At 41.9% G+C, this 21,470-nt stretch carries 23 protein-coding genes; 15 read left to right on the plus strand and 8 right to left on the minus strand.

Going from position 1 to position 21,470, the window contains the following annotated elements:
- Nucleotides 1-136 precede the first annotated feature (136 nt).
- The 7 genes from AC3E9V_RS09040 to AC3E9V_RS09070 all read left to right on the plus strand — a co-directional run bounded on the left by AC3E9V_RS09040 (nucleotide 137) and on the right by AC3E9V_RS09070 (nucleotide 7,219).
- Nucleotides 137-712, plus strand: a complete 576-nt coding sequence (locus AC3E9V_RS09040; RefSeq protein ID WP_488752862.1) for a TetR/AcrR family transcriptional regulator — start codon at nucleotides 137-139, stop codon at nucleotides 710-712.
- An 11-nt stretch (nucleotides 713-723) separates the two neighbouring features.
- The gene (locus tag AC3E9V_RS09045) at nucleotides 724-1,464 is read left to right on the plus strand and encodes an outer membrane lipoprotein-sorting protein (protein ID WP_488752863.1); all 741 of its coding nucleotides are present in this window, start codon (nucleotides 724-726) and stop codon (nucleotides 1,462-1,464) included.
- Nucleotides 1,461-2,684 carry an ABC transporter permease gene (locus tag AC3E9V_RS09050; RefSeq protein WP_488752864.1) on the plus strand — a complete coding sequence of 408 codons (1,224 nt, stop codon included), beginning with the start codon at nucleotides 1,461-1,463 and terminating at the stop codon, nucleotides 2,682-2,684. The genes AC3E9V_RS09045 and AC3E9V_RS09050 overlap by 4 nt, the downstream gene beginning before the upstream one ends.
- Nucleotides 2,685-2,715: 31 nt before the next feature.
- On the plus strand, nucleotides 2,716-3,930 hold the full coding sequence (locus AC3E9V_RS09055; protein WP_488752865.1) for an ABC transporter permease: 1,215 nt from the start codon (nucleotides 2,716-2,718) through the stop codon (nucleotides 3,928-3,930).
- A 19-nt stretch (nucleotides 3,931-3,949) separates the two neighbouring features.
- Complete coding sequence (locus tag AC3E9V_RS09060; RefSeq protein WP_488752866.1) at nucleotides 3,950-4,633, plus strand: ABC transporter ATP-binding protein; 684 nt, start codon at nucleotides 3,950-3,952, stop codon at nucleotides 4,631-4,633.
- On the plus strand, nucleotides 4,630-5,781 hold the full coding sequence (locus AC3E9V_RS09065; RefSeq protein ID WP_488752867.1) for a hypothetical protein: 1,152 nt from the start codon (nucleotides 4,630-4,632) through the stop codon (nucleotides 5,779-5,781). Before AC3E9V_RS09060 ends, AC3E9V_RS09065 begins: the two co-directional genes overlap by 4 nt.
- 106 nt (nucleotides 5,782-5,887) lie before the next feature.
- Nucleotides 5,888-7,219 (plus strand): YihY/virulence factor BrkB family protein, encoded by a 1,332-nt coding sequence (locus AC3E9V_RS09070; protein WP_488752868.1) that lies wholly within the window; start codon nucleotides 5,888-5,890, stop codon nucleotides 7,217-7,219.
- On the opposite strand, the gene AC3E9V_RS09075 is transcribed toward AC3E9V_RS09070, so the two are convergent.
- The 5 genes from AC3E9V_RS09075 to AC3E9V_RS09095 all read right to left on the minus strand — a co-directional run bounded on the left by AC3E9V_RS09075 (nucleotide 7,214) and on the right by AC3E9V_RS09095 (nucleotide 11,047).
- The gene (locus AC3E9V_RS09075; RefSeq protein ID WP_488752869.1) at nucleotides 7,214-7,708 is read right to left on the minus strand and encodes a DUF4442 domain-containing protein; all 495 of its coding nucleotides are present in this window, start codon (nucleotides 7,706-7,708) and stop codon (nucleotides 7,214-7,216) included. The two genes, AC3E9V_RS09070 and AC3E9V_RS09075, sit on opposite strands and share 6 nt — an antisense overlap.
- Before the next feature lie 3 nt (nucleotides 7,709-7,711).
- Nucleotides 7,712-9,400 carry a sodium/sugar symporter gene (locus tag AC3E9V_RS09080; protein ID WP_488752870.1) on the minus strand — a complete coding sequence of 563 codons (1,689 nt, stop codon included), beginning with the start codon at nucleotides 9,398-9,400 and terminating at the stop codon, nucleotides 7,712-7,714.
- A 122-nt stretch (nucleotides 9,401-9,522) separates the two neighbouring features.
- A complete protein-coding gene (locus AC3E9V_RS09085) occupies nucleotides 9,523-10,056 on the minus strand; it encodes a hypothetical protein (protein ID WP_488752871.1) in 534 nt (177 codons plus the stop codon).
- 13 nt (nucleotides 10,057-10,069) lie between these two features.
- Complete coding sequence (locus AC3E9V_RS09090; protein ID WP_488752872.1) at nucleotides 10,070-10,453, minus strand: DUF1987 domain-containing protein; 384 nt, start codon at nucleotides 10,451-10,453, stop codon at nucleotides 10,070-10,072.
- 33 nt (nucleotides 10,454-10,486) lie between these two features.
- Nucleotides 10,487-11,047: a SiaB family protein kinase gene (locus tag AC3E9V_RS09095; RefSeq protein ID WP_488752873.1), complete on the minus strand. Its 561-nt coding sequence runs from the start codon at nucleotides 11,045-11,047 to the stop codon at nucleotides 10,487-10,489.
- 428 nt (nucleotides 11,048-11,475) lie between these two features.
- On the opposite strand from AC3E9V_RS09095, the gene AC3E9V_RS09100 reads away from it, so the two are divergent.
- From AC3E9V_RS09100 to AC3E9V_RS09110, 3 genes are read left to right on the plus strand one after another with little or no spacing between them, the layout of a single operon-like run.
- Entirely contained in the window at nucleotides 11,476-13,374 is a 1,899-nt protein-coding gene (locus AC3E9V_RS09100; protein WP_488752874.1) for a sensor histidine kinase, read from the plus strand.
- 38 nt (nucleotides 13,375-13,412) lie between these two features.
- The gene (locus tag AC3E9V_RS09105; protein ID WP_488752875.1) at nucleotides 13,413-14,660 is read left to right on the plus strand and encodes a response regulator; all 1,248 of its coding nucleotides are present in this window, start codon (nucleotides 13,413-13,415) and stop codon (nucleotides 14,658-14,660) included.
- A 9-nt stretch (nucleotides 14,661-14,669) separates the two neighbouring features.
- Nucleotides 14,670-14,909 (plus strand): hypothetical protein, encoded by a 240-nt coding sequence (locus AC3E9V_RS09110; protein WP_488752876.1) that lies wholly within the window; start codon nucleotides 14,670-14,672, stop codon nucleotides 14,907-14,909.
- A gap of 36 nt (nucleotides 14,910-14,945) precedes the next feature.
- Here AC3E9V_RS09110 and AC3E9V_RS09115 read toward each other — a convergent pair whose 3' ends face one another.
- Nucleotides 14,946-16,874, minus strand: coding sequence for a SpoIIE family protein phosphatase (locus AC3E9V_RS09115; protein ID WP_488752877.1), 1,929 nt, complete (start codon nucleotides 16,872-16,874; stop codon nucleotides 14,946-14,948).
- Nucleotides 16,875-17,059: 185 nt separating this feature from the next.
- Here AC3E9V_RS09115 and AC3E9V_RS09120 point away from each other — a divergent pair, with 185 nt between their 5' ends.
- Entirely contained in the window at nucleotides 17,060-17,512 is a 453-nt protein-coding gene (locus AC3E9V_RS09120; RefSeq protein ID WP_488752878.1) for a DUF302 domain-containing protein, read from the plus strand.
- Here AC3E9V_RS09120 and AC3E9V_RS09125 read toward each other — a convergent pair.
- A complete protein-coding gene (locus AC3E9V_RS09125) occupies nucleotides 17,509-18,033 on the minus strand; it encodes a DUF2911 domain-containing protein (RefSeq protein WP_488752879.1) in 525 nt (174 codons plus the stop codon). The genes AC3E9V_RS09120 and AC3E9V_RS09125 overlap by 4 nt on opposite strands.
- A 119-nt stretch (nucleotides 18,034-18,152) precedes the next feature.
- Here AC3E9V_RS09125 and AC3E9V_RS09130 point away from each other — a divergent pair, with 119 nt between their 5' ends.
- A complete protein-coding gene (locus AC3E9V_RS09130; RefSeq protein ID WP_488752880.1) occupies nucleotides 18,153-18,425 on the plus strand; it encodes a hypothetical protein in 273 nt (90 codons plus the stop codon).
- Here the strand turns inward: AC3E9V_RS09130 and AC3E9V_RS09135 are convergent.
- Nucleotides 18,414-18,791, minus strand: a complete 378-nt coding sequence (locus AC3E9V_RS09135; protein WP_488752881.1) for a DUF3127 domain-containing protein — start codon at nucleotides 18,789-18,791, stop codon at nucleotides 18,414-18,416. The two genes, AC3E9V_RS09130 and AC3E9V_RS09135, sit on opposite strands and share 12 nt — an antisense overlap.
- A gap of 181 nt (nucleotides 18,792-18,972) precedes the next feature.
- On the opposite strand from AC3E9V_RS09135, the gene AC3E9V_RS09140 reads away from it, so the two are divergent.
- The 3 genes from AC3E9V_RS09140 to AC3E9V_RS09150 all read left to right on the plus strand — a co-directional run bounded on the left by AC3E9V_RS09140 (nucleotide 18,973) and on the right by AC3E9V_RS09150 (nucleotide 21,342).
- Nucleotides 18,973-19,449 (plus strand): DUF2452 domain-containing protein, encoded by a 477-nt coding sequence (locus AC3E9V_RS09140; protein WP_488752882.1) that lies wholly within the window; start codon nucleotides 18,973-18,975, stop codon nucleotides 19,447-19,449.
- Between the two features lie 85 nt (nucleotides 19,450-19,534).
- On the plus strand, nucleotides 19,535-20,332 hold the full coding sequence (locus AC3E9V_RS09145) for a hypothetical protein (protein ID WP_488752883.1): 798 nt from the start codon (nucleotides 19,535-19,537) through the stop codon (nucleotides 20,330-20,332).
- Between the two features lie 44 nt (nucleotides 20,333-20,376).
- Entirely contained in the window at nucleotides 20,377-21,342 is a 966-nt protein-coding gene (locus AC3E9V_RS09150) for a YheT family hydrolase (RefSeq protein ID WP_488752884.1), read from the plus strand.
- Nucleotides 21,343-21,470 lie beyond the last annotated feature (128 nt).

The following is a 21,470-nucleotide window of genomic DNA, read 5'->3' on the forward strand; positions in this document are numbered from 1 at the left end:
GTTAATAAAGTAGAGATGACAGTTGCTAGGGTATTTAATGTTTGGTTAAAAGTACCAAAAAAATGGTATCAAAAAACAGTAACTTTTTTATTGACCAAACGTTCAGTCAATAAATATTAATTTTTACATTTGTGACATGAGTCCTCGATCGAAAGCCCAATTTGAAGAGTTACGAGCAAAATCCCTGGACAGGATCCATAAAGCATCCTTAGAGGTGTTTGGGACTAAAGGGTATACAGCAGCTTCCATAGCTTCTATTGCTAAAAAAGCCGGGGTGTCCAAGGGACTCATCTATAATTATTATGACAGCAAAGAAGAGCTGCTAAAAGGGATGATCCTGGATATAATGAATGAAGGGGAGAAGATGATCGAAGAGGCTACTTCTGATGATCCCAGAGAAATGCTCGAACGGATCATTCGGTCCATTTTTAACTGGTTTAGAAAGAATGACAAATTAAACCGGCTGCTTATTGGCCTTAGTCTTCATGTGGATCAGTTTCCATTTATCCATGAGATGGCTGTGGGGAAAATGAACGAATACCTCAAAATGCTTGAAGATATGCTGGAGGGTATGAATTTTCCAGATCACAAAACGGAGGCTCGGATTCTGGCGACCATATTTGATGGTATTGGGATGCAATATATCGTCCTGGGCAAGGATTATCCACTTGATGAAATAGAACAAATGCTTTTAAATAAATACTGCAAATAAATTAACTGAATATGCGAGTGATTACATTTTTCAGTGTCTTGATACTGAGTTTTTCTGTTTCAGGACAGACAGCTACAGAGATCATAGACCGGGCGAACCAAAAGATGCAGGGGGAATCAAACATCGCAGAAATGAAAATGAAGATCGTGAGACCCACCTGGACGCGGGAAATATCTATGAAAAGCTGGTCTAAGGGGACAGCGTATAGTTTGGTTCTCATTACGGCCCCTGCCAGGGATAACGGTACTGCGTTCTTGAAAAGGGGTACAGAACTCTGGAACTGGCAGCCTACCATTGACAGGGTGATCAAAATGCCCCCCTCGATGATGATGCAATCGTGGATGGGTTCCGACTTTACGAATGATGATCTGGTGAAGCAATCATCTGTGGTAGAAGACTATACGCATTCCATCATGAAAGATACGGTGGTTAGCGGTATGGAAACATGGAAGATAGAACTCTTGCCTAAGGAGAATGCACCGGTTGTCTGGGGTCGGGTGGAGGCTTACATTGATAAGGAGGATTATAATCAGCTCCTCTTTAAATATTACGATGAAGACGGCTACCTGATCAATACCATGATTATGTCGGATATACGCGAGATGGGGGGACGGAGAATCCCGGTCCTTTTGGAGATGATACCCGCAGACAATCCTGATCAAAAGACTGTGATCGAATATGCCGATATTCAGTTTAACGTAGAGCTGAATGAGTCATTCTTTTCCATCCAAAATATGAAACGACTGAGATGATGTACCTCACACTTGCATGGCGCAATATCTGGCGTAATAAGCGTAGAAGTTTTATCACTATCGGGTCTATCACTTTTGCAGTCTTACTGGCCTGTGTGATGCGATCGATGCAGCTTGGATCTTACGAACGAATGATCGAATCGGCTGCTCGTTTTTTTACAGGGTATATCCAGGTGCACAAGGCCGGGTATTGGGAAGATAAAACCATTGATAATAGCTTTTCCTACCACAAGTCTTTGATTGATACTGTGGAATCTGTGGAAGGAGTAATAGAGGTGGTCCCAAGGATAGAGTCATTTGCTTTGGCCTCTTATAATCAAAAGACCAGGGGGAGTATGGTGCTCGGGATTGATCCGGAAAAGGAAGATGCGCTCACCCGTGTAAAGGAAAAGATCGTGGAAGGGGAGTACCTGGATGCAAATGATAATGCCGCTATGATCTCCGAAGGGCTAGCAGAATACCTCAAGATAGGCCTGGGGGATACCATTGTTTTGATTGGTCAGGGTTATCACGGTTCCAATGCTGCCGGTATTTACCCGGTCAAAGGGATTATGAAATTTCCCGTACCCGAGCAAAATAAAGGCACGATTTACATCCCACTCCAAAAAGCTCAATGGCTCTATGGTGTAGGTGAGCAGTTAACCACTTTGGCGTTTGTGGTAGATAAAGCTAAGCATGTAGATCGGATTGTTTCAGATATCAAAAGCCGTATCGATACGGAGACCTATGAAGTAATGGGATGGAAAGCCCTGATGCCTGACCTTGTACAGGGTATAGAAATTGATAACCTTAGCTCAAAGGTGATGATCTGGATTCTCTATGCTGTGATTGGATTTGGAATGTTTGGCACCTTTCTCATGATGACAGCCGAGCGGATGTATGAGTTTGGTGTGTTGCTATCCATAGGTATGAAACGGTTCAGGATGCAGTTGATGATCTTCCTGGAAATGGCTATGATGTCAAGTATCGGAGTTTTGGTAGGTGTAATGATCAGTTTGCCATTCCTTATTTACTACTACCATCATCCGGTCTACTTTTCAGGTGAGTCAGCAAAGGCAATTGAGGATTTTGGGGTGGAAGCTGCATACTTCTTTTCGCTGGAGCCTTCGCTTTTTTACAACCAGGCCTGGGCTATTTTCTTTATGGCTTTTATTCTGGGCTTTTATCCTCTGATGATTATTCAGCGGCTGGACCCTGTAAAGGCCATGCGGGAAGCATAAATAATGAATCTGGAAATAAAACAATAAGAATATGTTACTAATCATATCCTGGCGAAATATCTGGAGAAGCAAGCTCAGAAGCCTGGTGGTGGTAGGCTCCATTGTGCTGGGCGTATGGGCCATGATTTTTGGGACGGGTTTTATGAATGCGTTTATTGTTGGCTATATGGCCAATGCCATCAACCATGATATATCGCATATTCAGGTTCACCACCCGGAATTTAAAAAGGATCAGGACGTTCAGTTCTCTATTTCGGATGGTATTCGCAAGGCCGCTGAAGTCCGCTCCTGGGAAGATGTAAAAGGCGCAACCACCCGGTCGCTTGTTACAGGTATGATCTCTTCTCCACGTAAAGCGGCTGGTGTTCAGATACGGGGGATAGACCTTGAAAATGAAGCCATTGTCACTCGTCTGGACTCTCTGGTTACCCGAGGCACTTACTTCAAAGAGGTCAGTCGTAATCCCGTAGTGATTGGCGGCAAGCTGGCAGAAAACCTGGGCGTAGATGTACGCTCTAAGGTAGTCCTCACATTCAATGATGCCAATGGAAATATTACAGCTGCTGCCTTCAGAGTAGATGGAATTGTTGAGAGTTCAAGCCTGAGTCTCGGAGAAGGATATGCATTTGTCAGGCAAAGAGATCTGAACAGGCTACTGGGGCTTGATAATGAAGTACACGAAATAGCAATCCTCCTGGATGATCAGGTCGAGGAACAGACAGTTGTATCAAAATACAATGATCTTTTTTCCGAAGATCTGGTAGAAACCTGGCGGGAGATAGCTCCCCAACTGGCGTATTTGCAGGAAGTGTACGGAAGTATGCTTTATGTCCTTATGGCGATCATCATGGTGGCATTGGTTTTTGGCATTATCAATACAATGCTGATGGCTGTTCTGGAAAGAATGAAGGAGCTGGGTATGCTCATGGCAGTGGGGATGACTAAGCTGAGGGTTTTCATGATGATCCTAATCGAGACCATCTTACTGGGAATGATAGGATCTCCTATTGGCCTTCTGCTGGGATGGGGCACCATCAACTATTTCAGCAATTCGGGAATAGACCTGACAGAGTACTCGGAAGGTTTGGAAGCCTGGGGTTATGAATCCATCCTGTACCCGTATGTGGAGGACTATGTATACATAACAGTCGCAGTTGGCGTATTTGTTACTGCCTTTGTCGGTGCAATCTACCCTGCATTAAAAGCAGTGAGAACGAGGCCTGTGGAGGCCCTTCATAAAATTTAAAAGCATAATCATTAGGACCATGAGCATCATAAAAGCAACAAATATTACCAAGGTTTATACTTCTACGGCTGTCCCTGTAAATGCCATTAATGGGATAGACCTTGAAATCAAAAAAGGTGAATTTACAGCAATCGTTGGCCCTTCGGGTTGTGGCAAGACTACTCTCTTAAACATCCTGGGAGGACTCGATTTCCCTACTACAGGAGAGGTGCTACTGGCTGATACCAATATTACCAATATGAAAGACAGTAAGCTGATAGATTTCAGGCTCAGAAACATCGGTTTCGTTTTCCAGGCCTACAATCTGATTCCTGTTTTGACCACACAGGAGAACGTAGAGTTTATCATGCTCTTGCAAAAAAAGGCCAAAAAGGAGCGAGATGAACGCGCATTGGAGCTCCTGGATCAAATGGGCATTGCCGACAAGGCCAATCAGCGGCCATCCCAGCTATCAGGTGGACAACAACAACGTGTAGCAGTGGCCAGGGCTTTGGCATCCAGGCCGCAGTTTATCCTGGCTGATGAACCTACTGCTAATCTGGACTCTACCTCCACCTCTGCTTTGCTGGACATCATGGCCAAGATGAACAGGGAGGAAGAGGCCACTTTTGTCTTCTCCACCCATGACCAACGGGTTATTGATAAAGCCAGACGTGTGATCACACTGGAAGATGGAAGAATAGTAAGCGATGAAAAGCGATGAAGCATATCACCATTTTATTAGGTTTGATTCCTTTTCTGGTAGCCGCCCAGACTGACGAGGATGCTGAGCCAAAGTTTACAGCAGAAGGATACATCAAAGATATGGTCACATTCAACTTTGCCGGTGAGGATTCTACTTTTGTAGATAACCTTGTCCATCACCGGCTTAATCTGGCCTGGTTCCCTACAGACCACCTTACAGGAAAACTTGAGTTTAGAAACCGTTTGTTTATTGGTGATCTGGTTGAAACCATACCAAATTATGGTGAATTGATTGATGTGAATAATGACTATTTTGACCTCTCATGGATGCCTATAAACAGGGATAAGGTGGTGCTCCATACCATGATTGACCGTGCCTATCTGCAATGGAATAAGAAGGACTGGGAAGTCACTCTTGGCAGGCAAAGGATAAACTGGGGAGTAAACCTCGCCTGGAATCCCAATGATCTGTTTAATAGCTACTCCTTTTTTGACTTTGACTATGAAGAGCGTCCGGGCAGTGATGCTCTTCGTGTAAAAAGGTACACCGGCTTTGCATCCGAAGTGGAGTTTGCGATCAAGGCGGCTGATCGGTTTGAAGACATTACTTCAGCCTTTCGTTATCAGATCAATAAATGGAACTATGATATCCAGTTTATTGGAGGAGTCATGGATAACAATCTGGCCGTGGGTACCGGCTGGGCCGGGAGCATTGGCGGAATGGGATTTAAGGGTGAGGTAACTTATTTAAACCATTTTGAAGTAGAGGAGGATGGAGTCCTTACTTCCGTTTCCCTGGATTATTTATTCCCAAACTCATTGTACCTGAATGGTTCTGCTCTTTATAATGGATATGGAAAAAGTGAACCTGATTTTACCCTTATTAATAATACCAGCTCAAACCTGAATGTCCGGTCTATTTCACCATACAAATGGTCAACCTTTATTCAGGCTTCTTATCCTGCACATCCCCTGGTAACTACCGGACTGGCGGCCATTCTGTTTCCTTCAGATGGGTCACTTTTTATCAACCCCTCCGTAACGTATTCAGTAGTGGAAAACCTCGATCTGGACTTGATCGGGCAGTTTTATTTTGCTGAAACTGACCTGGAGGGCTATTCGGCTCAGGCCAAAGTATTGTATTTCAGAATTAAGTTTAGCTATTAAATATTCAACTATGCCTTCTTCAGGTTTTACTAAGGAAAAGGAATTGGTCTTCAGGAAACAATTTTAGAGGCATATTGTAGTAAATTCGGACTGAACATCAGGGATCATGATCAAGCAATATATTCGGCGTATTAGGAAATTTATCCAGCATGACCTGTGGGTAGTTAAAATAGGAAGACTTTCCAGGCGTCAAGCCTTTTTTTACAGGCTAATCAGGATATGGACCATTACGCTTTCTGAGTTTGTCAAAGACAAATGTGGGGACAAGGCTTCTTCTCTTACTTATTATAGCATGTTGTCTCTGGTTCCGGTGATTGCCATGGCCTTCGGAATCGCACAGAGTTTTGGTTTAAAAGAGTACCTGAAAAAAGAGATAACCAGTTATTTCAGCGGCCAGGAGCAGATCATTGATATGGTGACCACCTACTCTGATAAGATGTTGTCTACCTCCGGAGGAGGGATAGTAACGGGTATAAGTGCTGTTTTTATCCTATATGCTGTTGTAAGACTACTCAATTACATTGAGAGTACTTTTAATGACATCTGGGATACCAAGCGCGGCAGATCTATCAAGAGAAAATTAACAGATTACATGTCTGTCATTCTCTTAGGGCCGTTCCTCCTGATCATATCCAGTTCGGCAACTGCATATATTGTTACCAGTATTGAAAACCTGACAGAAAGTATGGAACTACTCGGTTTTTTCAAGCCGGTCATTATCTTTCTGATCCGACTGGTTCCATACACTTTGATATGGTTCCTGTTGTTTCTGTTTTATATTGTTTTCCCGAATACTTCGGTCAAAATCAAGCCTGCGTTGATAGCAGGGATTCTGGCAGGTACTGTTTTTCAGCTTACTCAGTTTGCGTGGATCAATGGTCAGGTATTTCTTTCAAGGTATAACGACATTTACGGAGCCCTGGCAGCCTTGCCTTTATTTATGATCTGGCTGCAGCTGAGTTGGACAATTATACTTTTTGGTGCCGAGTTTTCCTTCGCTCTACAAAATGTAAAAAACTGGTCGTATGATAGTAATGATCTTCAGATTACCGGTAAGGCCAAACGAAGACTGACTTTGCTGGTAATGAAAACAGTGATCAAGGAGTTTGAAGAGAAAGACGAACCGCTCTCATTCGAAAAGTTATGCAAGCTTCTGACTATGCCCCGGCGTTTTGTGAGAGAGATTGTGAGGGATCTGGAGCAGGCTAAATTGATCCTTTCCGTTAGTCATGAAGGAGAGGATGACCTTTACGTACCGGGAAGAGATATAAGCAAAATTGATGTTTTTACGGTTTTTGATGTCCTGGAAAATAAGGGCTTAAACAACCTCCCTCAGCAGGAAGAAAATGAGGGATTTGAAGATATTGTGGAAGTTGTGCGGGACATTGACAGGTCTATCAAGGATTCACCAGCAAATCGTCTGGTAAAAGATCTATGATTTTCGTTGTTTGAAAGACCAGGTTAGTTCAAAGTCTGAAACGATTGTTCCATCTTTCATTTTACCTGTGGTCCTGAAGGTAGCGGTCTGAGGTTCTCCTGTTTCTATAGCTTTTTCTACGACATCAAAAGCGTTAAGTCCATCAGAACAGGTGAAATAAGTTCTTCCGGTAGCTTTTTTATAGAAGTTTGCTTTCAGATCTACAATGATAAATGCGACGGAAGGTCTCTTTCCCTGAACAGCCAGCATGCACGGAGCTGCTGTAGAAAGCTCTGCTGCCATACTTTGTACAGCGAAGTACATGGAGCGGAACGGGTTTTTTGTCAGCCACTTGAAGGGTACAGAGGTTACGCATTCTTGGGGTTCCAGTTTTCTGATCCGGAGACCGGCTATCAGTCCCATGGGTAACCTGGTCAACAAAAAAAGCCCAAACTTCCAGGAGTTTGTTACCTGGAGTTTGAGTTTTTGTTGTCTTGTGTTGAGTTTCATGTTTTACCAGAAGTATGCATAAAGGAAAGCCACAATGATCATTATAATAAATGCACTGATATTAAAGGCGGGAGGTGTACTGAATAACCCTTTGTTCAGTGCAATCCCTTTTTCATCCGCTTTTCCTTTGCCTTCTATGTGGCTTACCCCCACGATGATCAGGAAGGAAGCTACACACGTGATCATCATCTGGTTCATAAATGGCAGGGTAGGGAAGATGGCTGCATCGCTCCATCCATTTGGAGCTACTTTGAAAAACATGGCTATAGGTATGGAGAGGATTACACCCCAAATAGCCCCATTATTAGTCGCCCTTTTCCAGAATAATCCGGTAATAAACACCGCTAAAATACCTGGACTCACTACCCCCGTGTACTCCTGGATGAGTTGGAATACCTGCCCTACATTTCCCAGCTGTGTAGCCAAAGGGATAGCGATTATCAATGCGATTGCTGCAGTTAGCCGGCCAGTATTTACTGTTTGCTTCTCAGTAGCGTTTTTGTTAAAGTATGGCCTGTAGATGTCCATTGTGAAGATGGTAGCTGTTGAGTTTAGCATGGAAGCCAGCGACGATACGATAGCAGCTGCCAGGGCTGCCAGTACCAGCCCTTTGAGACCAGCCGGAACAAAGTTGCTGATCAGCCATGGTGCAGCATTATCATTGATGACCGTATTGGTGCTTTCGTTGAAGAATGTAGGGTCTGCTACAGCTTTGGTTACCTCCCCGGCTTCATTAGAGTTCATTACAAAAGCGATGATGCCAGGTATTACCACAATTAGCGGAATAATCAATTTTAAAAATGCAGCAAATGCAATTCCTCTCTGGGATTCTGAAAGGCTCTTGGCTGCAAGTGTTCTTTGTATAATATACTGATTGAAGCCCCAGTAATAGATATTAGCTACCCACATGCCTCCTATCAGTACAGCCAGGCCGGGAAGGTCCCACCAGGCATCTCTGCCATTAGGTGTTATAATCTCCCCCTTATCTAAGATCATGGAAAACTTCTCCGGGGCTACACTGTAAATGTGTTTAAATCCGGCAATGATGCCGCCTCCGGGAGTGACGTGGTCTAGTGCTATGAAAGCTGTGATCAACCCACCCATAACTAGCAGGATCACTTGCACTACATCCGTCCAGGCCACAGCAGATAACCCTCCCCACAGAGAGTAGGCTGCAGCAAAAAGGGCAAGTCCTATGATACTCGTTACCAGTAATGATCCATCGCCAGCGCCAATGATGGTATCTAAGGCTTTAGCCCCCAGGTATAAAACCGTTGTGAGGTTTACAAATACAAACAGCGCAATCCAGAATACAGCAAGAATTGTTTTGAGATTTGTACTGTAACGTTGCTCGATGAACTGCGGAATGGTATAAAGCTTTTTCTCAATAAAAATGGGTAAGAAAAACTTACCAACGATGAGTAGAGTAATGGCTGCCATCCATTCGTATGAAGCTATGGCCAGGCCGATTGCAAATCCTGAACCTGACATACCAATGAACTGTTCAGCCGAAATGTTAGCTGCGATCAAAGATGCTCCTATGGCCCACCAGGGGAGAGATTTGCTAGCAAGGAAGTAGTCCTCGGCATTTTTCTCATGGCCTTTTTTATCTCTGGATACATACAGTCCGATGCTTACTATCAGCAAAGCATAGCTTACAAATACTATAATGTCTACAGTTGAAAACTCCATACTATTTCTTAGGTTGTTAAAAAAATTTTTGCATGTTAGCGATTATGTTAAACATATGCAATAATCAGACTTGCATATGATATATTTTGTCGAAATTAAGTTTCGACCTTGAAGCTCTTGTGTTAATTGACTAGTGCAGAATCCAGTTTCTTTCCATCTTTATCAGCCAGTATTCGTTTTTGCTCCTTCTTAAGGAAGTGCTTTTCGAGTGCTGATTCCAGAAACTTAACGATAAAAAACAGGCCGACTAATACTCCTATGCTTAAAAAGCCGTAGGAGCCTGGTATTGATTCTTCGATGATAGGTTGGAGGAAGTATTGTTCGAGGAAGAAGAGCAGTAAAGCTACAGAAAGCATGATAGTGGAAGCCTTTCTACCTATTCGGGCTTTTGCTAACTGAACGATGGTTTCCTCCAGCTGAACGTTTTTGCTTTTTATTTCATCATTTTGTTCGCGAATCTGAATATTGGCGTTATCCAGTTTTTTCTGGAGCCTGTCAGATACTCTCGTGATAACCTTGGTTTGAGCTACCAGTTCTTCATAATCATCAGAAAAGCCCTCAAGATCTTCCTTATATATTGCGTGGGTTTCGAGTTTTGACCTGAAATCCTTTAGTTTCTTTATCTCCTCATGATAGAGTTCTTTTGGGCCTTCCATACAGTAAAACGACTCAGAATTCTTCTATTTCTAAAAAGTTGAATTCCAAATCTAATAAATCAGAGTAATCTTCACCAGCTTCCATCATATCTTCATCATCTTCTTCATAATACCAATTGATTATTAGGTCTTTACCGCTCTCACTAATCTGGCCCAATTTCTTAAACACATCAAAAAGACACTTCGAAGAGCTCGTGTTGAAATATTCGAATGAGAAGTTTGCTGTAAACTCGCTTCTATCACTCTGAGCATACTCGTTCAGGTTATCAATGATTTTCTGATAAAAAAGTATAGAGTTTTCCGGACTGGACCTTCCTTTAATTTCCAGTTTGCCTTCATCCGGGTCAAAACTGACCTGCGGAGTAACTCTTGTTGGTTCGATAAAAAACTTTTCCATAAATCTAATTCACAGCTTATATCCTGTAGGTTCCTATATGTCTCTAGGTAACCTAACCTGTAATGTGAAATAAGACACATTATCCGTCACTGGTTGAAACTTATATCTTAATTTCTGTCCTCCTGTTTTCCGGGCAATATCAATAAAACCAAGACCTCCTGTTCCTTTGTCAGAAAATTCTTGTTCATTAAGTGCTTTTTTATAAAGTGCTCGTAGCTCTTCAGGCTCAACACCATTGATGTCGTCAAGCCTTTGCTGGATATCCTCCGTCTTGTCAGAAGGAATGTAGTTGCCTGTCTGCAAACTGTAAAATCGTTTCCTGGCCGATATTAGTATTAAAGCCGATCTCGAGTCATAACTACTTACTCTGATCTCATCAGTGTTTACTTCATCCAGGTGATAGTACAGGTTTTGAATGCATTCAGTAGCTACATTGTAAAATTTCTTCTTTACTTTCCTGTTTTGCTCTAATTCCTCGAGTCGCTCCTCGAGTGTTGCTATCATCGAAGTTACTAAGTCAAAAGTCAATTCTCCCTTGTAGAGAAGAATAATATTTTGATCATAGATATTTTTATAACTCCTTAGGTAATCCATTTTTGATGTTATGAAAATTCAATTTTGAAAAGTAAAGACTATTTATGCATTAAACCAAATCTTTATTTTATTTAATTAAAAATAACCTTTCAGGTTGTTTTTCTCCTTTCATTAAAAATACGACGGCTTTCTTATTGACTGCAATATTATGCTTATTGATTCTATTATAATACCAAATTGCAGTTAAATCCTTCTTAGAAGAGTCAAATTATTGTTAAAATGCATCTATATAATCTTTGATGATTCACAAAATAATCCTAATTATGTAGTGTTTCATCGAAAAAATGAAGTGATTTATACTTATTGTTTGATAAATTTTTAATCTTTTATTGGCAATAACCGCTTATATAAGCCAAAAGAGCGGTTTATGAAAAGATTAGTTAAATTTAAGTCCGAATTCCAGCGGATCAACCAACCAAGAAGAAATTATGTTAAAGAAGGACGTTTACGCAATAGCCTACATCCTCACCGCCCTCATTGTAGCAGGATCAGTTGCTTATTACATCTTTTTCCTGCAAAAGGATGTTGTTGACATTTTTAATGAGGACCCACGGGTCGTACGGGCGGCAGCCAGACAAACTACTATGGGTCAGACCCTGGTAAAGGCAGCAATAGGAATGGGGTACTCCAAAAACGAAAGAAACTTTTCCATCTTTCAGGCAGAGGTTGCCCGGGTGCTTCCGGAATGGAGGAAAGGGCATCAGGCACTGCTTAATGGAAATGAAGAAATGGGGATCAGTCCTCCCTCCTCGTCTGAATATGGGCAGCTTCAGGAAAACCTGAAATTCTTTTACAATGAAATGAACATCAATGCTACCAATCTGCTTGATGTTGTCTATACTCAAAGTGAAACAGACATTAATGCGCTTGCTTTGAGAAGCTCGATCGAAACCCTGATAAATACAGTCAGAAAGTATCAAACGGCTTCTGAAGATATAGTCGATTATTTTGTTGATAATGCCCAGTTTCATAAACAGGGTTTTAACCTTGTTGAAAAAATTGTTTTTGCTATTTTCTTTGGGTTGATCATCCTTCAGGGATTATTCATTTTCAGACCCCTGGTAAAGTTGGCAAGTGATAACTACTTATCTGCAAACAAGGCCTATGTGAAGGTCAAGAAGTCAGAGGAGCAGCTGAAAATTAACTTTAAGAAGCAAAAGCTCATTAACAAAAAGCTTTATGAGTCGAGGAAAGAGCTCGAAGAGAAAAATACCAAGCTACAGGATTCTGAGGCCAAACTACTCAAATCTTCTGAAGAGCAAATTCGAATTAATGAGCAGCTAATTGCAGCCCAGGGTGAGCTGAATGAGGCTTATAAGAAGCTACAGGATTCTGAGGTAGAGATCAGAGAGCTTGCCGATAAGCAGCTGCAGGATAACGAGAAGCTCTTCCTGGCAGAGAAAAAGCTAAAAGAGACGCTGAAGAAAGAGCAGCAGGCAAAAGAAGAGCTCAATCAGGCCATAGAGTCACTGAAAAACACCCAATCCCAGTTGGTGCATTCTGAAAAGATGGCATCTCTTGGCCAGCTTACAGCTGGTATAGCCCATGAGATCAATAACCCGATCAACTTCATTTCGAGTGGTATGGTGTCTATTAAAATGTCCATCGAATCACTCAGAGAAATTGCAGAAGAGTACTCACGACTGGATGAGGGAGATGATGTGAAGGAAGTACTTGAAAGCGTCAAAGAACTGAAAGAAGAACATGAATACGAGGAGATCCTTGAGGAGCTGGATGAACTGATCAAGGATGTAAACTATGGGGTAACAAGAACCATAGAGATCGTAAAAGGTCTTCGGGTATTCTCCAGGCTGGATGAGGAAGAAGCTAAAATGGCGAATGTTAATGAAAACATTGATGCTACCCTTACGCTGCTTAGAAATAAAACCAAGAACAAGATCAAGGTATCCAAATACTATGATGAGAATATGAAGGATATTGAGTGTTACCCGGGTCAGCTTAACCAGGTATTCATGAATATCCTCAATAATGGTATACAGGCAATCCCTGAAGACCGCAAGGATGGAGAGATCACCATTTATACTGAAGAACTCGAAAATGAGGTGGTCGTCCGCCTGAAAGATAATGGAGTGGGGATTCCTGAAAAGATCAAAAACAGAATTTGGGAGCCATTCTTTACCACCAAAGCAGTAGGTGTAGGTACAGGTCTTGGGATGTCCATCACCTATGGTATCATTGAAAAACATGACGGTAAGATTGAACTAACCAGTGAAGAAGGGAAAGGAACTGAGTTTGCTATAACTTTGCCGAAAAATTTGAACAGAAAGAAAAAACAAGAAGATAAGAAAGTAGCAGAAAGCAAATAATTTTCTTTAAGGAAAGAGGAGTAACGACCAAATAAGAGATGGAAGAAATTCAAGATCAACCGGATGTAACCAAGTCAAAGAAGTCAAAAAAGTATTCGCTTCTTTATGTAGATGATGAGACTACTAACCTACGTGTCTTTAAATCGAATTTCAGAAAGTTTTTTAATGTACATACCAGCTCAAATCCAATTGAGGCGATAGATATCCTGAAAGAAAATGAAATTCAGGTAATTGTCACAGATCAGCGGATGCCAGAAATGACCGGGACTGAGTTTTTGGAGAAAATTCTCCCCGATCACCCTGAGGTCATCAAAATTATCCTGACCGGATTTACAGACATAGAGGCTATCAAAGACGGGATTAACCGATGCGGCATCTATAAATACATTACAAAACCCTGGAATTTTGATGAAATGAAAGGGGTTCTGGACCGGGCTATGGAGACGTATCAGCAGTCTCAGGATAGTGAGGAGCATGTGAAGGAGCTGGAGGATACGAACGTTGAGCTGGAACAACGCGTAAAGGAACGAACTGAAGAACTCAATAATATAAACAAACGCCTCATAGACAGTATTCGGTATGCCGGACTACTTCAGCAGTCTATGCTGCCTAATGAGCGATACCTCAGCAGGATATTCAGTGAGCACTTTGTGATGTATAAATCAAAGTATTTATTTAGCGAAGAGTTCATCTGGACAACAAGTCTCAATTTCCGTTCTGAGGATTACACGGTTGTTGCTCTTATAGAGTTTGATGGTAAAGGTATTGTTGGGTCATTAAAGACACTAATAGCTGATTCTATTCTGAATGATCTTATACAAGACCGGAAGATTTTCCATTCCGGGGATATTATTAAAGAACTCAAGCAGGAATTGGATGCTGCGGGGTCCAAGGAGCTCCAGTGTGAGCTGAAAGCATCCGTTGCATTGTTTGATAACAACGCTCAGACCTTACAGTTTAGTGGGATTAACCAGGATATGATCATTTTTAATGGTAATGAGATGGTTGTACTGGAAGGAGAAGGAGAAGAAAATGTGAATGACCTGATGGCTGATAAGATTGAGATTCAGCCTGATGCTATTTATTATCTGTTTTCCAATGGATATTTTAATCAGCATAATCAGGATGGTGTCAAATTTTCTCAGGAAAAGTTTGAAGAAATGCTCAAGTCTGTTCAGGATAAGAGTCTGGCGGATCAGTATCAGTTCCTTAGTCAGACGATTGAAGACTGGAAAGGAGAGAGCGGGCTGACCGATGATATTTCAATAATTGGTTTTAAGTTATAAACTGGTTTCATGGCAGTAAAAGCAAGTAATTATAAGAATTGGTGTACTGAAAACATTAGTCCTCAATCATGGACCAGGATTTGTTTGAAGTGTGTAAACCAGGTCAGAGATCAGGGACTTAATTTAAAACAGATGGAAGACCCTAATCCTGACTTTGACATTCCTCAAAAGCTACTGGAGGCATTAAATGATGCGCTGATGGAACTCTATGAAATGTCAGTTGATGAAAGTTTACTTATCAGATATTAAAAAATCTTACCTCTCAGGTAAAAATTAATTGACCTTTTACACCTCAACACCGATGACAACCACATCATCTGTTTGAGGTGTTTCTTTTTTCCACTTCCTGAAGGCTTCTTCAAGATTCTGACCCTGTTCTTTCATAGGTTTATCAGAATTATCTTCCAACAATTTCTTGAAGTTCTTGGTCATAAACTTTTTATCAGCAGGACCGCCAAACTGATCCTGGAACCCATCAGAGGCCAGATAGATCATGTCTCCTTCCTGGAGCTGGATTTCATCTTTATTGAGCTTTGAGCTCACTTCCTTCTCATCACCCTCTATTCCGCCTACCATGAATTTAGGACTCTTATAAATGGTTAATTCTTTTTCTCCTTTCTTTTTCAGATACAGAGGAATTCCCGCACCTGAAAACTCCATCGTAAGGTCATCCAGGTTGATTACGCAGATCCCAATTTCCAGTCCGTCTCTGTTTAAATTATCATCGTCCCGCTGTAGTTCAAACTTAATGACCTTATCCAGCCTGGCCAGGATCTTATTTGGATCAATGTAGTTTTGATAATAAACGATATTGGTGAGTTGGTTACTTCCCATAATAGACATAATAGCCCCTGGTACTCCATGACCTGTACAGTCTGCACATGCAATGATCAGGTATTCGTATCTTCCCTGTCTTACCCTTTCAAACCAATAAAAATCTCCACTTACCACGTCCTTAGGTTCATACATGACAAAGGCATCTTTTACAAGCTTAGACATTACCGAAAGGTCAGGTAGAATAGATCGCTGGATGCGTTGTGCGTAGATTATGCTATCAGATATCTGGCTATTTACCTGCTCGAGCAATTGCTTTTGATCAGCAATCTCGTCTTTTTGATCTTCCAATTGCTGGTTGAGAGCTTTTTGTTCATCCAGTCGTTTGATGAGAACCTGAGAGGCATTTGTTAGCAGTTTAGCCAATTTGCCTACTTCATCATTGGATTTAATCTTGATCTCAGTGTTTAGCTTCCCTTCGCCAATTTCTTCGGCAGCACGGCTGAGCCTGACGATCGGTCTTACAAACAGGTTTGCCGCTATTAAGGCCAGTACGATTGATGCGGCAAGTACAGAAAGGATCAGCCATAACAGCTGTCCCTGTATATCCTGCAGGGGCAGGAAGGCTTCTTCCTTGGATATATTAATGATCAATGACCAGTCATTCCCTGCATAATTCAGGTACCCTCTTTCTTTTGCTACAAAGTACAGGTCATCTTCCGTTTCCAGGAACTTTACCCGCTGATCTTCAAAGGTTAAGTCTTTTATCAGATCAAAATCCTCGAAATTGTCTTTCATAGCCACACTTGACTCGTTGTTGGAATAAAGAATCAGTCCGTCTTTATTGACAAGGGCAACGTTTAACTTTCGAAGACTATCCGATCCTATGGAAATGTTTCCAAGAATCTGATAAAGTTCTTTTACCAGAATTCTGCCTACGAGTACACCCTGTGGTTCCTCATCGCCTTCCACAACAGCAGCGAAGTGCATAACCACACGACCTACCGATTCAGACTGTGAAATGTCCACCACAGCTTTAATTTCCGGAGAGATACTTGTCCAGTAGTTGCTGTAGCTATGTTGTTTTCCTATGGATAGCCGTTTACTATCGGCTATTCTGACCCGGTCATTGTTAAAAAACGAAAAACTATAATACAGGTCGTTCATATTTTCTAACTCCTGTAGCCTGTTGATCAGCTCTTCGCGCGGAACATCAGGCCGGAAATAAGGGTTTTTTGCGGCCATCCTCAGGTCATTTAAGCGGGAAAAAATAAATCGCTCAATATTAGAAATGGTTCCTTCGGATTGTTTGGTAACATTAAGTAAAAGTTCTTCTCTAAACGTTTTTTGCACACGTGCATTAGCAAAATAGTAGAGCACCGAGGAAGTGAAAACCACTAATAATACACATAGTAAGGTTAGCTTTGCGTAGATGTTCATCGTTGGACTGCTTCAGGTTTTACACAAAAATATAAGGACTTTTTCAATCACTTCTTTCAAAAGTTCTAAGATATCTTAATCATAATGTAATTACGCAGTGTGCCGGCTTTTTTTCCAATTGTTATGGAAAATTTCGGGATACTGGCTAATATTGTTACGTAGTCTAAGTCGCCAAATTTTCTACTATGAGCTTCAGATCCGCCTTACTCTTTTTCCTGGTAATATTTTCTGTTACTATTTCTGCTCAGAATCTGACGATCTTCAGAAGCGAAAAGGGTGTAAATGAAACCACTCAAATGATCGTTCAGATTATCAAGGATAATAGTGACCTTATTTTTTTTGAAACCGTTTCTCATGATGAGATTGCCAGTAGCAGGGGATTGGATTTGAGCCCTACCAGAAGCATTCTTTTTGAAGACCCGGAGCTTACTACTGCACTGATTGAATGTCAACAGACAGCGGCACTGGACCTGCCTTTGGAGATTCTGGTTTGGGAAGAAAATGCGGATGTGTACATTGGGTATATCGATCCCAAGTTTATGGTAAAGCGCTTTATGATCCAGGACTGTGATGAAACGATCGATAAGCTTACCCGCCTCATGGTTCGGGTCACTATGGATGCCATGAGGCAGCTCTAAAGGGCTTCAATAAGTAACAGATAATAAAGGTTTTCCCATTCAAATTTGAGGCCTTCCTTGGTAAAAGTGAATGTCATTCGCTCCGTGTAATCTGATTTGCGTGGTTTTACAGTTAAGCGAAGTGCATCTTCTTCCTTATCATAATTGTAAGCCCCCCATTGGTCCCATTCTTTATTGAAAATGATCGTCCACGTACTATCTGTAGTAATGGTAAACATCCCGTATTTCCCTGTGTTTAGTCTTTCACCATTTATGGAGATATCACCAGACGTTTCAAATACAGTGGCTTTGTTAGCTCCGGTACGCCATACTTCTCCATAAGGTACCAGCTCTCCCCATATCTTTCTTTTCTTCACACCCGGGCTGGAGTAATCTATAGACAGCTTTGTATTGTTAATCACTATACTGTCACTTGCAGGGGGTGAAGGTCGGCTCTTCTCGTTTCCCGATGTGCAGGAAAGTACACTAATGGCAGTTGCCAATAAAACCAAATAGCGGACTTCTGATCTGATCTTGAACATTTCTATGTACTTATACGGGCACATGCATAGTTTGTTAAAATATGTAACTATCTGAAAATAAAGCTTTTAATCAAAAGGGTATATTTTTTGTTATTAGAAAAAGAAACAATCGAAAGATCATGGGAATAATAGGTATCGAAATTCCTCAACTTAACGAAGAACAAGATATTGAGGTTGAGGTAAAAGTCAATGGAATTAAAAAACAATACAATTATCGTGTTGAGATCTTTTACTGGGAAGAATGTCCCTATCCGACTGAAGATCGGGTAGAGTGCATTCGTCAGTTGGTTAATAATTACGATAAAGACTGGGATCTTGCTCATATTGGTCTGCCCACTGATGACTACATACCAATTACCTTCAAAAAGAAGCGAAACCGCTTAGAAAGGTAAATCGTCATCGCTTGAAAAATCTTCTTTCATCCAGGCTTCATCAGCAGGAGGGGGTGGGGTTTCAGGCATACCCGTGTCTGCGGATTCTCCGGTTTTTTCCAGTCTCCATGCCTGCAGACTATTGAAGTATTTTATTTCCCCTTTTGGGTCGGTCCACTTTCGTCCTTTCAGGTTGAATGAAATTCGTATCTGATCTCCTGCATTGAAGTCATCCAGCTGCTGGCAGTTGTTTTGGATTAATTCAAATTTCAGGAACTCAGGATACTGAGGGTTTTCGGCATATTCTACCACAAACTCTCTTTTTTTGAATGAATTGGTTACTTCTTGTGTGTCGTACTTCTCTAGCAGTTTTCCTTCAATGGTCATAGGCTCAATTTAAAACTATTCCCCAAATTTGTGGTTCACAGAACGTATATGAAAAGATCCAAGAAGATTTTTTTGATTATAGCGACAATTTTTCTCATTATCATGATTATTATCGGGTATGATATAAGTACGAGGACTACCTGGCCCGGAGCTAAAAAGAATCTGAAGGAACGGATAGAAAATGAAGGTGGATAGAGACAGGAATAAAATAGACGTTGATAAAATAGACCTGGACAAGGAGAGGGAGAAGATTACGGATCTTCCTGGTCTGATGGATCATGCTCATAATGTGGGCAGCGCTATTATTAAGCCGGAAGATAAGGGTAAGATAAAAGGTAAAGCTATGACTGCTATGCGAGAGCAAACCGGCAGGCAGTTCAGGCAGCTTTACCAGCAAATGGAAACCCTGGTAACACAAGCTGAATCTCTGAAGAAAAGGGTGGAAGTTTCCGAACGCATCTACCAGGCCAAGATCAACTTCGAGCCCGTTTACAATAAATATTATTACCTGTATCAGCGAGAGGACGGCACAGATACACTATCAATGGTAAGCCCTGACGAATGGGGAAAGGCCTTTCCCTTTAAGAAATTTCTCGCCCAGGTGCAGCTGCTTGCAGATCATACTTGGGAGATAATACATTCTGAGGAACAATTATAACTTCTGAAGCAACCCTTTGTCAAATCCATAAGTATTTTTGGTTGTGTTCGTTAGTTAATTTAAAACTGATATTGAAGTTATTCTCATGCGTATAGCCATTCTTTTCCTGACCTTTTTTGGTTTATTATATCTTTACTCCTGTACCTCTCAAAAGGAAAGCGACCTGAAGCCGGATTGCTCCGGGTCTACACTTTCGATTTCGGATATTTCTATTACCAATGCCGGCTGCAGTGAGCCCGGGAGCCTGATGGTGACAGCCTCCGGGGGCGAAGGACAGCTGATGTACAGCCTGGGTGGAAATGTATTTCAGGCGCCTTCAGTTTTTGAAGGGCTATCTGCAGGCAACTACAATGTAGTGGTGAAAGATGACAATGAATGCACCGTCAACACGACTGCAACCGTCGGTGCAGAAAGTGGTAGCGTTACTCTTGCCCTGGATTCCAAAACTACGTCAGGATGCGGTGATTCAAACGGATCTTTGGCTGTTTCTGCCAGCGGAGGTATCGGTACCTATACTTTTAAGATCGATGAAGGGTCTTTTGGTCAGTCCGGCTCATTTAGCGGATTGGATCAGGGCCAGCATATTGTTCAGGCAAAGGATGAGGAGGGCTGTACAACTTCGCTTACTGTAACTATCCTCAGCGGAGTGAGTCTGGGTGACCAGATCATGCCAATAATAGAAAATAATTGTGCGGTATCGAGTTGTCACCTGGATACCGAGTTCCCCAGGTTCACCAGCCAAAGCGTCGTTCGGGAGAATGCTGCTGCTGTTAAGGAAAACACCTCTAGAGGCAGTATGCCACCTCCGGGAGAGCCAGATCTTTCTGACGAAGAAATAGACCTGATAGCATGCTGGGCTGATGATGTAGCGGCCAACAACTGATCGATTTTCTTTGGTTTAGTGGGTAATGGTTTAATTTTGACATCATGCCTATATTACCCTCAGCGTACGTCAGACGGCCATTTTACATGCTCAATGCTCACTGGGAGACTGTGATCCCGTCCATGTTTTTCAAAATAAAAGAGTCTTTCTATGATCGGGAGCGGTTGGAACTTTCAGATGGTGATTTTATAGATATTGATTGGGTGAAGGCTGGCAGCAGGAGGTGCCTGGTAATATCACATGGGCTGGAAGGTAGCTCGAACAGGTACTATGTAAAGCGTACAGCCAGGTACTTTGAGGAGCGTAACTGGGATATTGCAGCCTGGAACTGCAGGAGCTGTAGTGGAGAAATGAACCGTCTCCCCAGGTTTTATCATCATGGAGCAACAGAAGATCTTGACGCTGTGGTTCAGACGGTTTTAAAGGAAGGATACGAAGAGGTAGTGTTGTTTGGCTATTCTATGGGTGGAAGTATGAGTCTGAAGTATCTGGGTGAGCGCAAAGTTGATACAAGGATCAAAGGAGCAGTGACCTTTTCTGTACCATGCAACTTGCGGGATAGCGCTGAACAGCTCCTGAAAAAGGAAAATAGGATGTATGAGCAGAAGTTTTTGAAAAAGCTGATCGAGAAAATCAAAGTGAAAGCTGAACATCACCCGGAAGTATCAGCGGATAAAATAGATGATCTTAGGGATTTTGATGAGTTTCATGATCGGTATACAGCTCCCTTACATGGTTTTAAGGATAAAGAGGATTTCTTCGTCAAAGCAACCTGTGATCAGTACCTTCAAAACATTCAGGTTCCGGTATTAATTGTGAATGCGGCAAATGATCCTATGCTTGGTCGTGACTGTTATCCTGAAGAAATCTCTAAAAAGACTAGAAATATTTTTTTAGAAATACCTCAGGTGGGAGGGCACTGCGGTTTTTCGATCATCCGAAATCCCTACAGCTATATGGAATTACGTACCGAGTCCTTCCTTGATGAATATGTTATGGCTCCTTATTAGCTCAGGGCAAATGCAGGATATACTTACCGGTTGGCCGGATAAACTTCACGCTTGCCCGATTAAACTACCGGTTTGTCAGAATGCCCTCACCGATCGACCGGATGAACTAGCCGGTCGTCCTAACGAGG

This window comes from Marinoscillum sp. HNIBRBA16962 (assembly GCF_057801515.1).

Excerpts from the sequence above, each read along its gene's own strand:
- AC3E9V_RS09050 (WP_488752864.1), top strand. The coding sequence starts at position 1,461 with ATGATGTACCTCACACTTGCATGGCGCAATATCTGGCGTAATAAGCGT.
- AC3E9V_RS09095 (WP_488752873.1), bottom strand. The coding sequence starts at position 11,047 with ATGGATTACCTAAGGAGTTATAAAAATATCTATGATCAAAATATTATT.
- AC3E9V_RS09105 (WP_488752875.1), top strand. The coding sequence starts at position 13,413 with ATGGAAGAAATTCAAGATCAACCGGATGTAACCAAGTCAAAGAAGTCA.
- AC3E9V_RS09080 (WP_488752870.1), bottom strand. The coding sequence starts at position 9,400 with ATGGAGTTTTCAACTGTAGACATTATAGTATTTGTAAGCTATGCTTTG.
- AC3E9V_RS09110 (WP_488752876.1), top strand. The coding sequence starts at position 14,670 with ATGGCAGTAAAAGCAAGTAATTATAAGAATTGGTGTACTGAAAACATT.
- AC3E9V_RS09085 (WP_488752871.1), bottom strand. The coding sequence starts at position 10,056 with ATGGAAGGCCCAAAAGAACTCTATCATGAGGAGATAAAGAAACTAAAG.
- AC3E9V_RS09125 (WP_488752879.1), bottom strand. The coding sequence starts at position 18,033 with ATGTTCAAGATCAGATCAGAAGTCCGCTATTTGGTTTTATTGGCAACT.
- AC3E9V_RS09060 (WP_488752866.1), top strand. The coding sequence starts at position 3,950 with ATGAGCATCATAAAAGCAACAAATATTACCAAGGTTTATACTTCTACG.
- AC3E9V_RS09130 (WP_488752880.1), top strand. The coding sequence starts at position 18,153 with ATGGGAATAATAGGTATCGAAATTCCTCAACTTAACGAAGAACAAGAT.
- AC3E9V_RS09115 (WP_488752877.1), bottom strand. The coding sequence starts at position 16,874 with ATGAACATCTACGCAAAGCTAACCTTACTATGTGTATTATTAGTGGTT.
- AC3E9V_RS09055 (WP_488752865.1), top strand. The coding sequence starts at position 2,716 with ATGTTACTAATCATATCCTGGCGAAATATCTGGAGAAGCAAGCTCAGA.
- AC3E9V_RS09045 (WP_488752863.1), top strand. The coding sequence starts at position 724 with ATGCGAGTGATTACATTTTTCAGTGTCTTGATACTGAGTTTTTCTGTT.
- AC3E9V_RS09145 (WP_488752883.1), top strand. The coding sequence starts at position 19,535 with ATGCGTATAGCCATTCTTTTCCTGACCTTTTTTGGTTTATTATATCTT.
- AC3E9V_RS09100 (WP_488752874.1), top strand. The coding sequence starts at position 11,476 with ATGTTAAAGAAGGACGTTTACGCAATAGCCTACATCCTCACCGCCCTC.
- AC3E9V_RS09120 (WP_488752878.1), top strand. The coding sequence starts at position 17,060 with ATGAGCTTCAGATCCGCCTTACTCTTTTTCCTGGTAATATTTTCTGTT.
- AC3E9V_RS09090 (WP_488752872.1), bottom strand. The coding sequence starts at position 10,453 with ATGGAAAAGTTTTTTATCGAACCAACAAGAGTTACTCCGCAGGTCAGT.
- AC3E9V_RS09070 (WP_488752868.1), top strand. The coding sequence starts at position 5,888 with ATGATCAAGCAATATATTCGGCGTATTAGGAAATTTATCCAGCATGAC.
- AC3E9V_RS09065 (WP_488752867.1), top strand. The coding sequence starts at position 4,630 with ATGAAGCATATCACCATTTTATTAGGTTTGATTCCTTTTCTGGTAGCC.
- AC3E9V_RS09040 (WP_488752862.1), top strand. The coding sequence starts at position 137 with ATGAGTCCTCGATCGAAAGCCCAATTTGAAGAGTTACGAGCAAAATCC.
- AC3E9V_RS09075 (WP_488752869.1), bottom strand. The coding sequence starts at position 7,708 with ATGAAACTCAACACAAGACAACAAAAACTCAAACTCCAGGTAACAAAC.
- AC3E9V_RS09140 (WP_488752882.1), top strand. The coding sequence starts at position 18,973 with ATGAAGGTGGATAGAGACAGGAATAAAATAGACGTTGATAAAATAGAC.
- AC3E9V_RS09150 (WP_488752884.1), top strand. The coding sequence starts at position 20,377 with ATGCCTATATTACCCTCAGCGTACGTCAGACGGCCATTTTACATGCTC.
- AC3E9V_RS09135 (WP_488752881.1), bottom strand. The coding sequence starts at position 18,791 with ATGACCATTGAAGGAAAACTGCTAGAGAAGTACGACACACAAGAAGTA.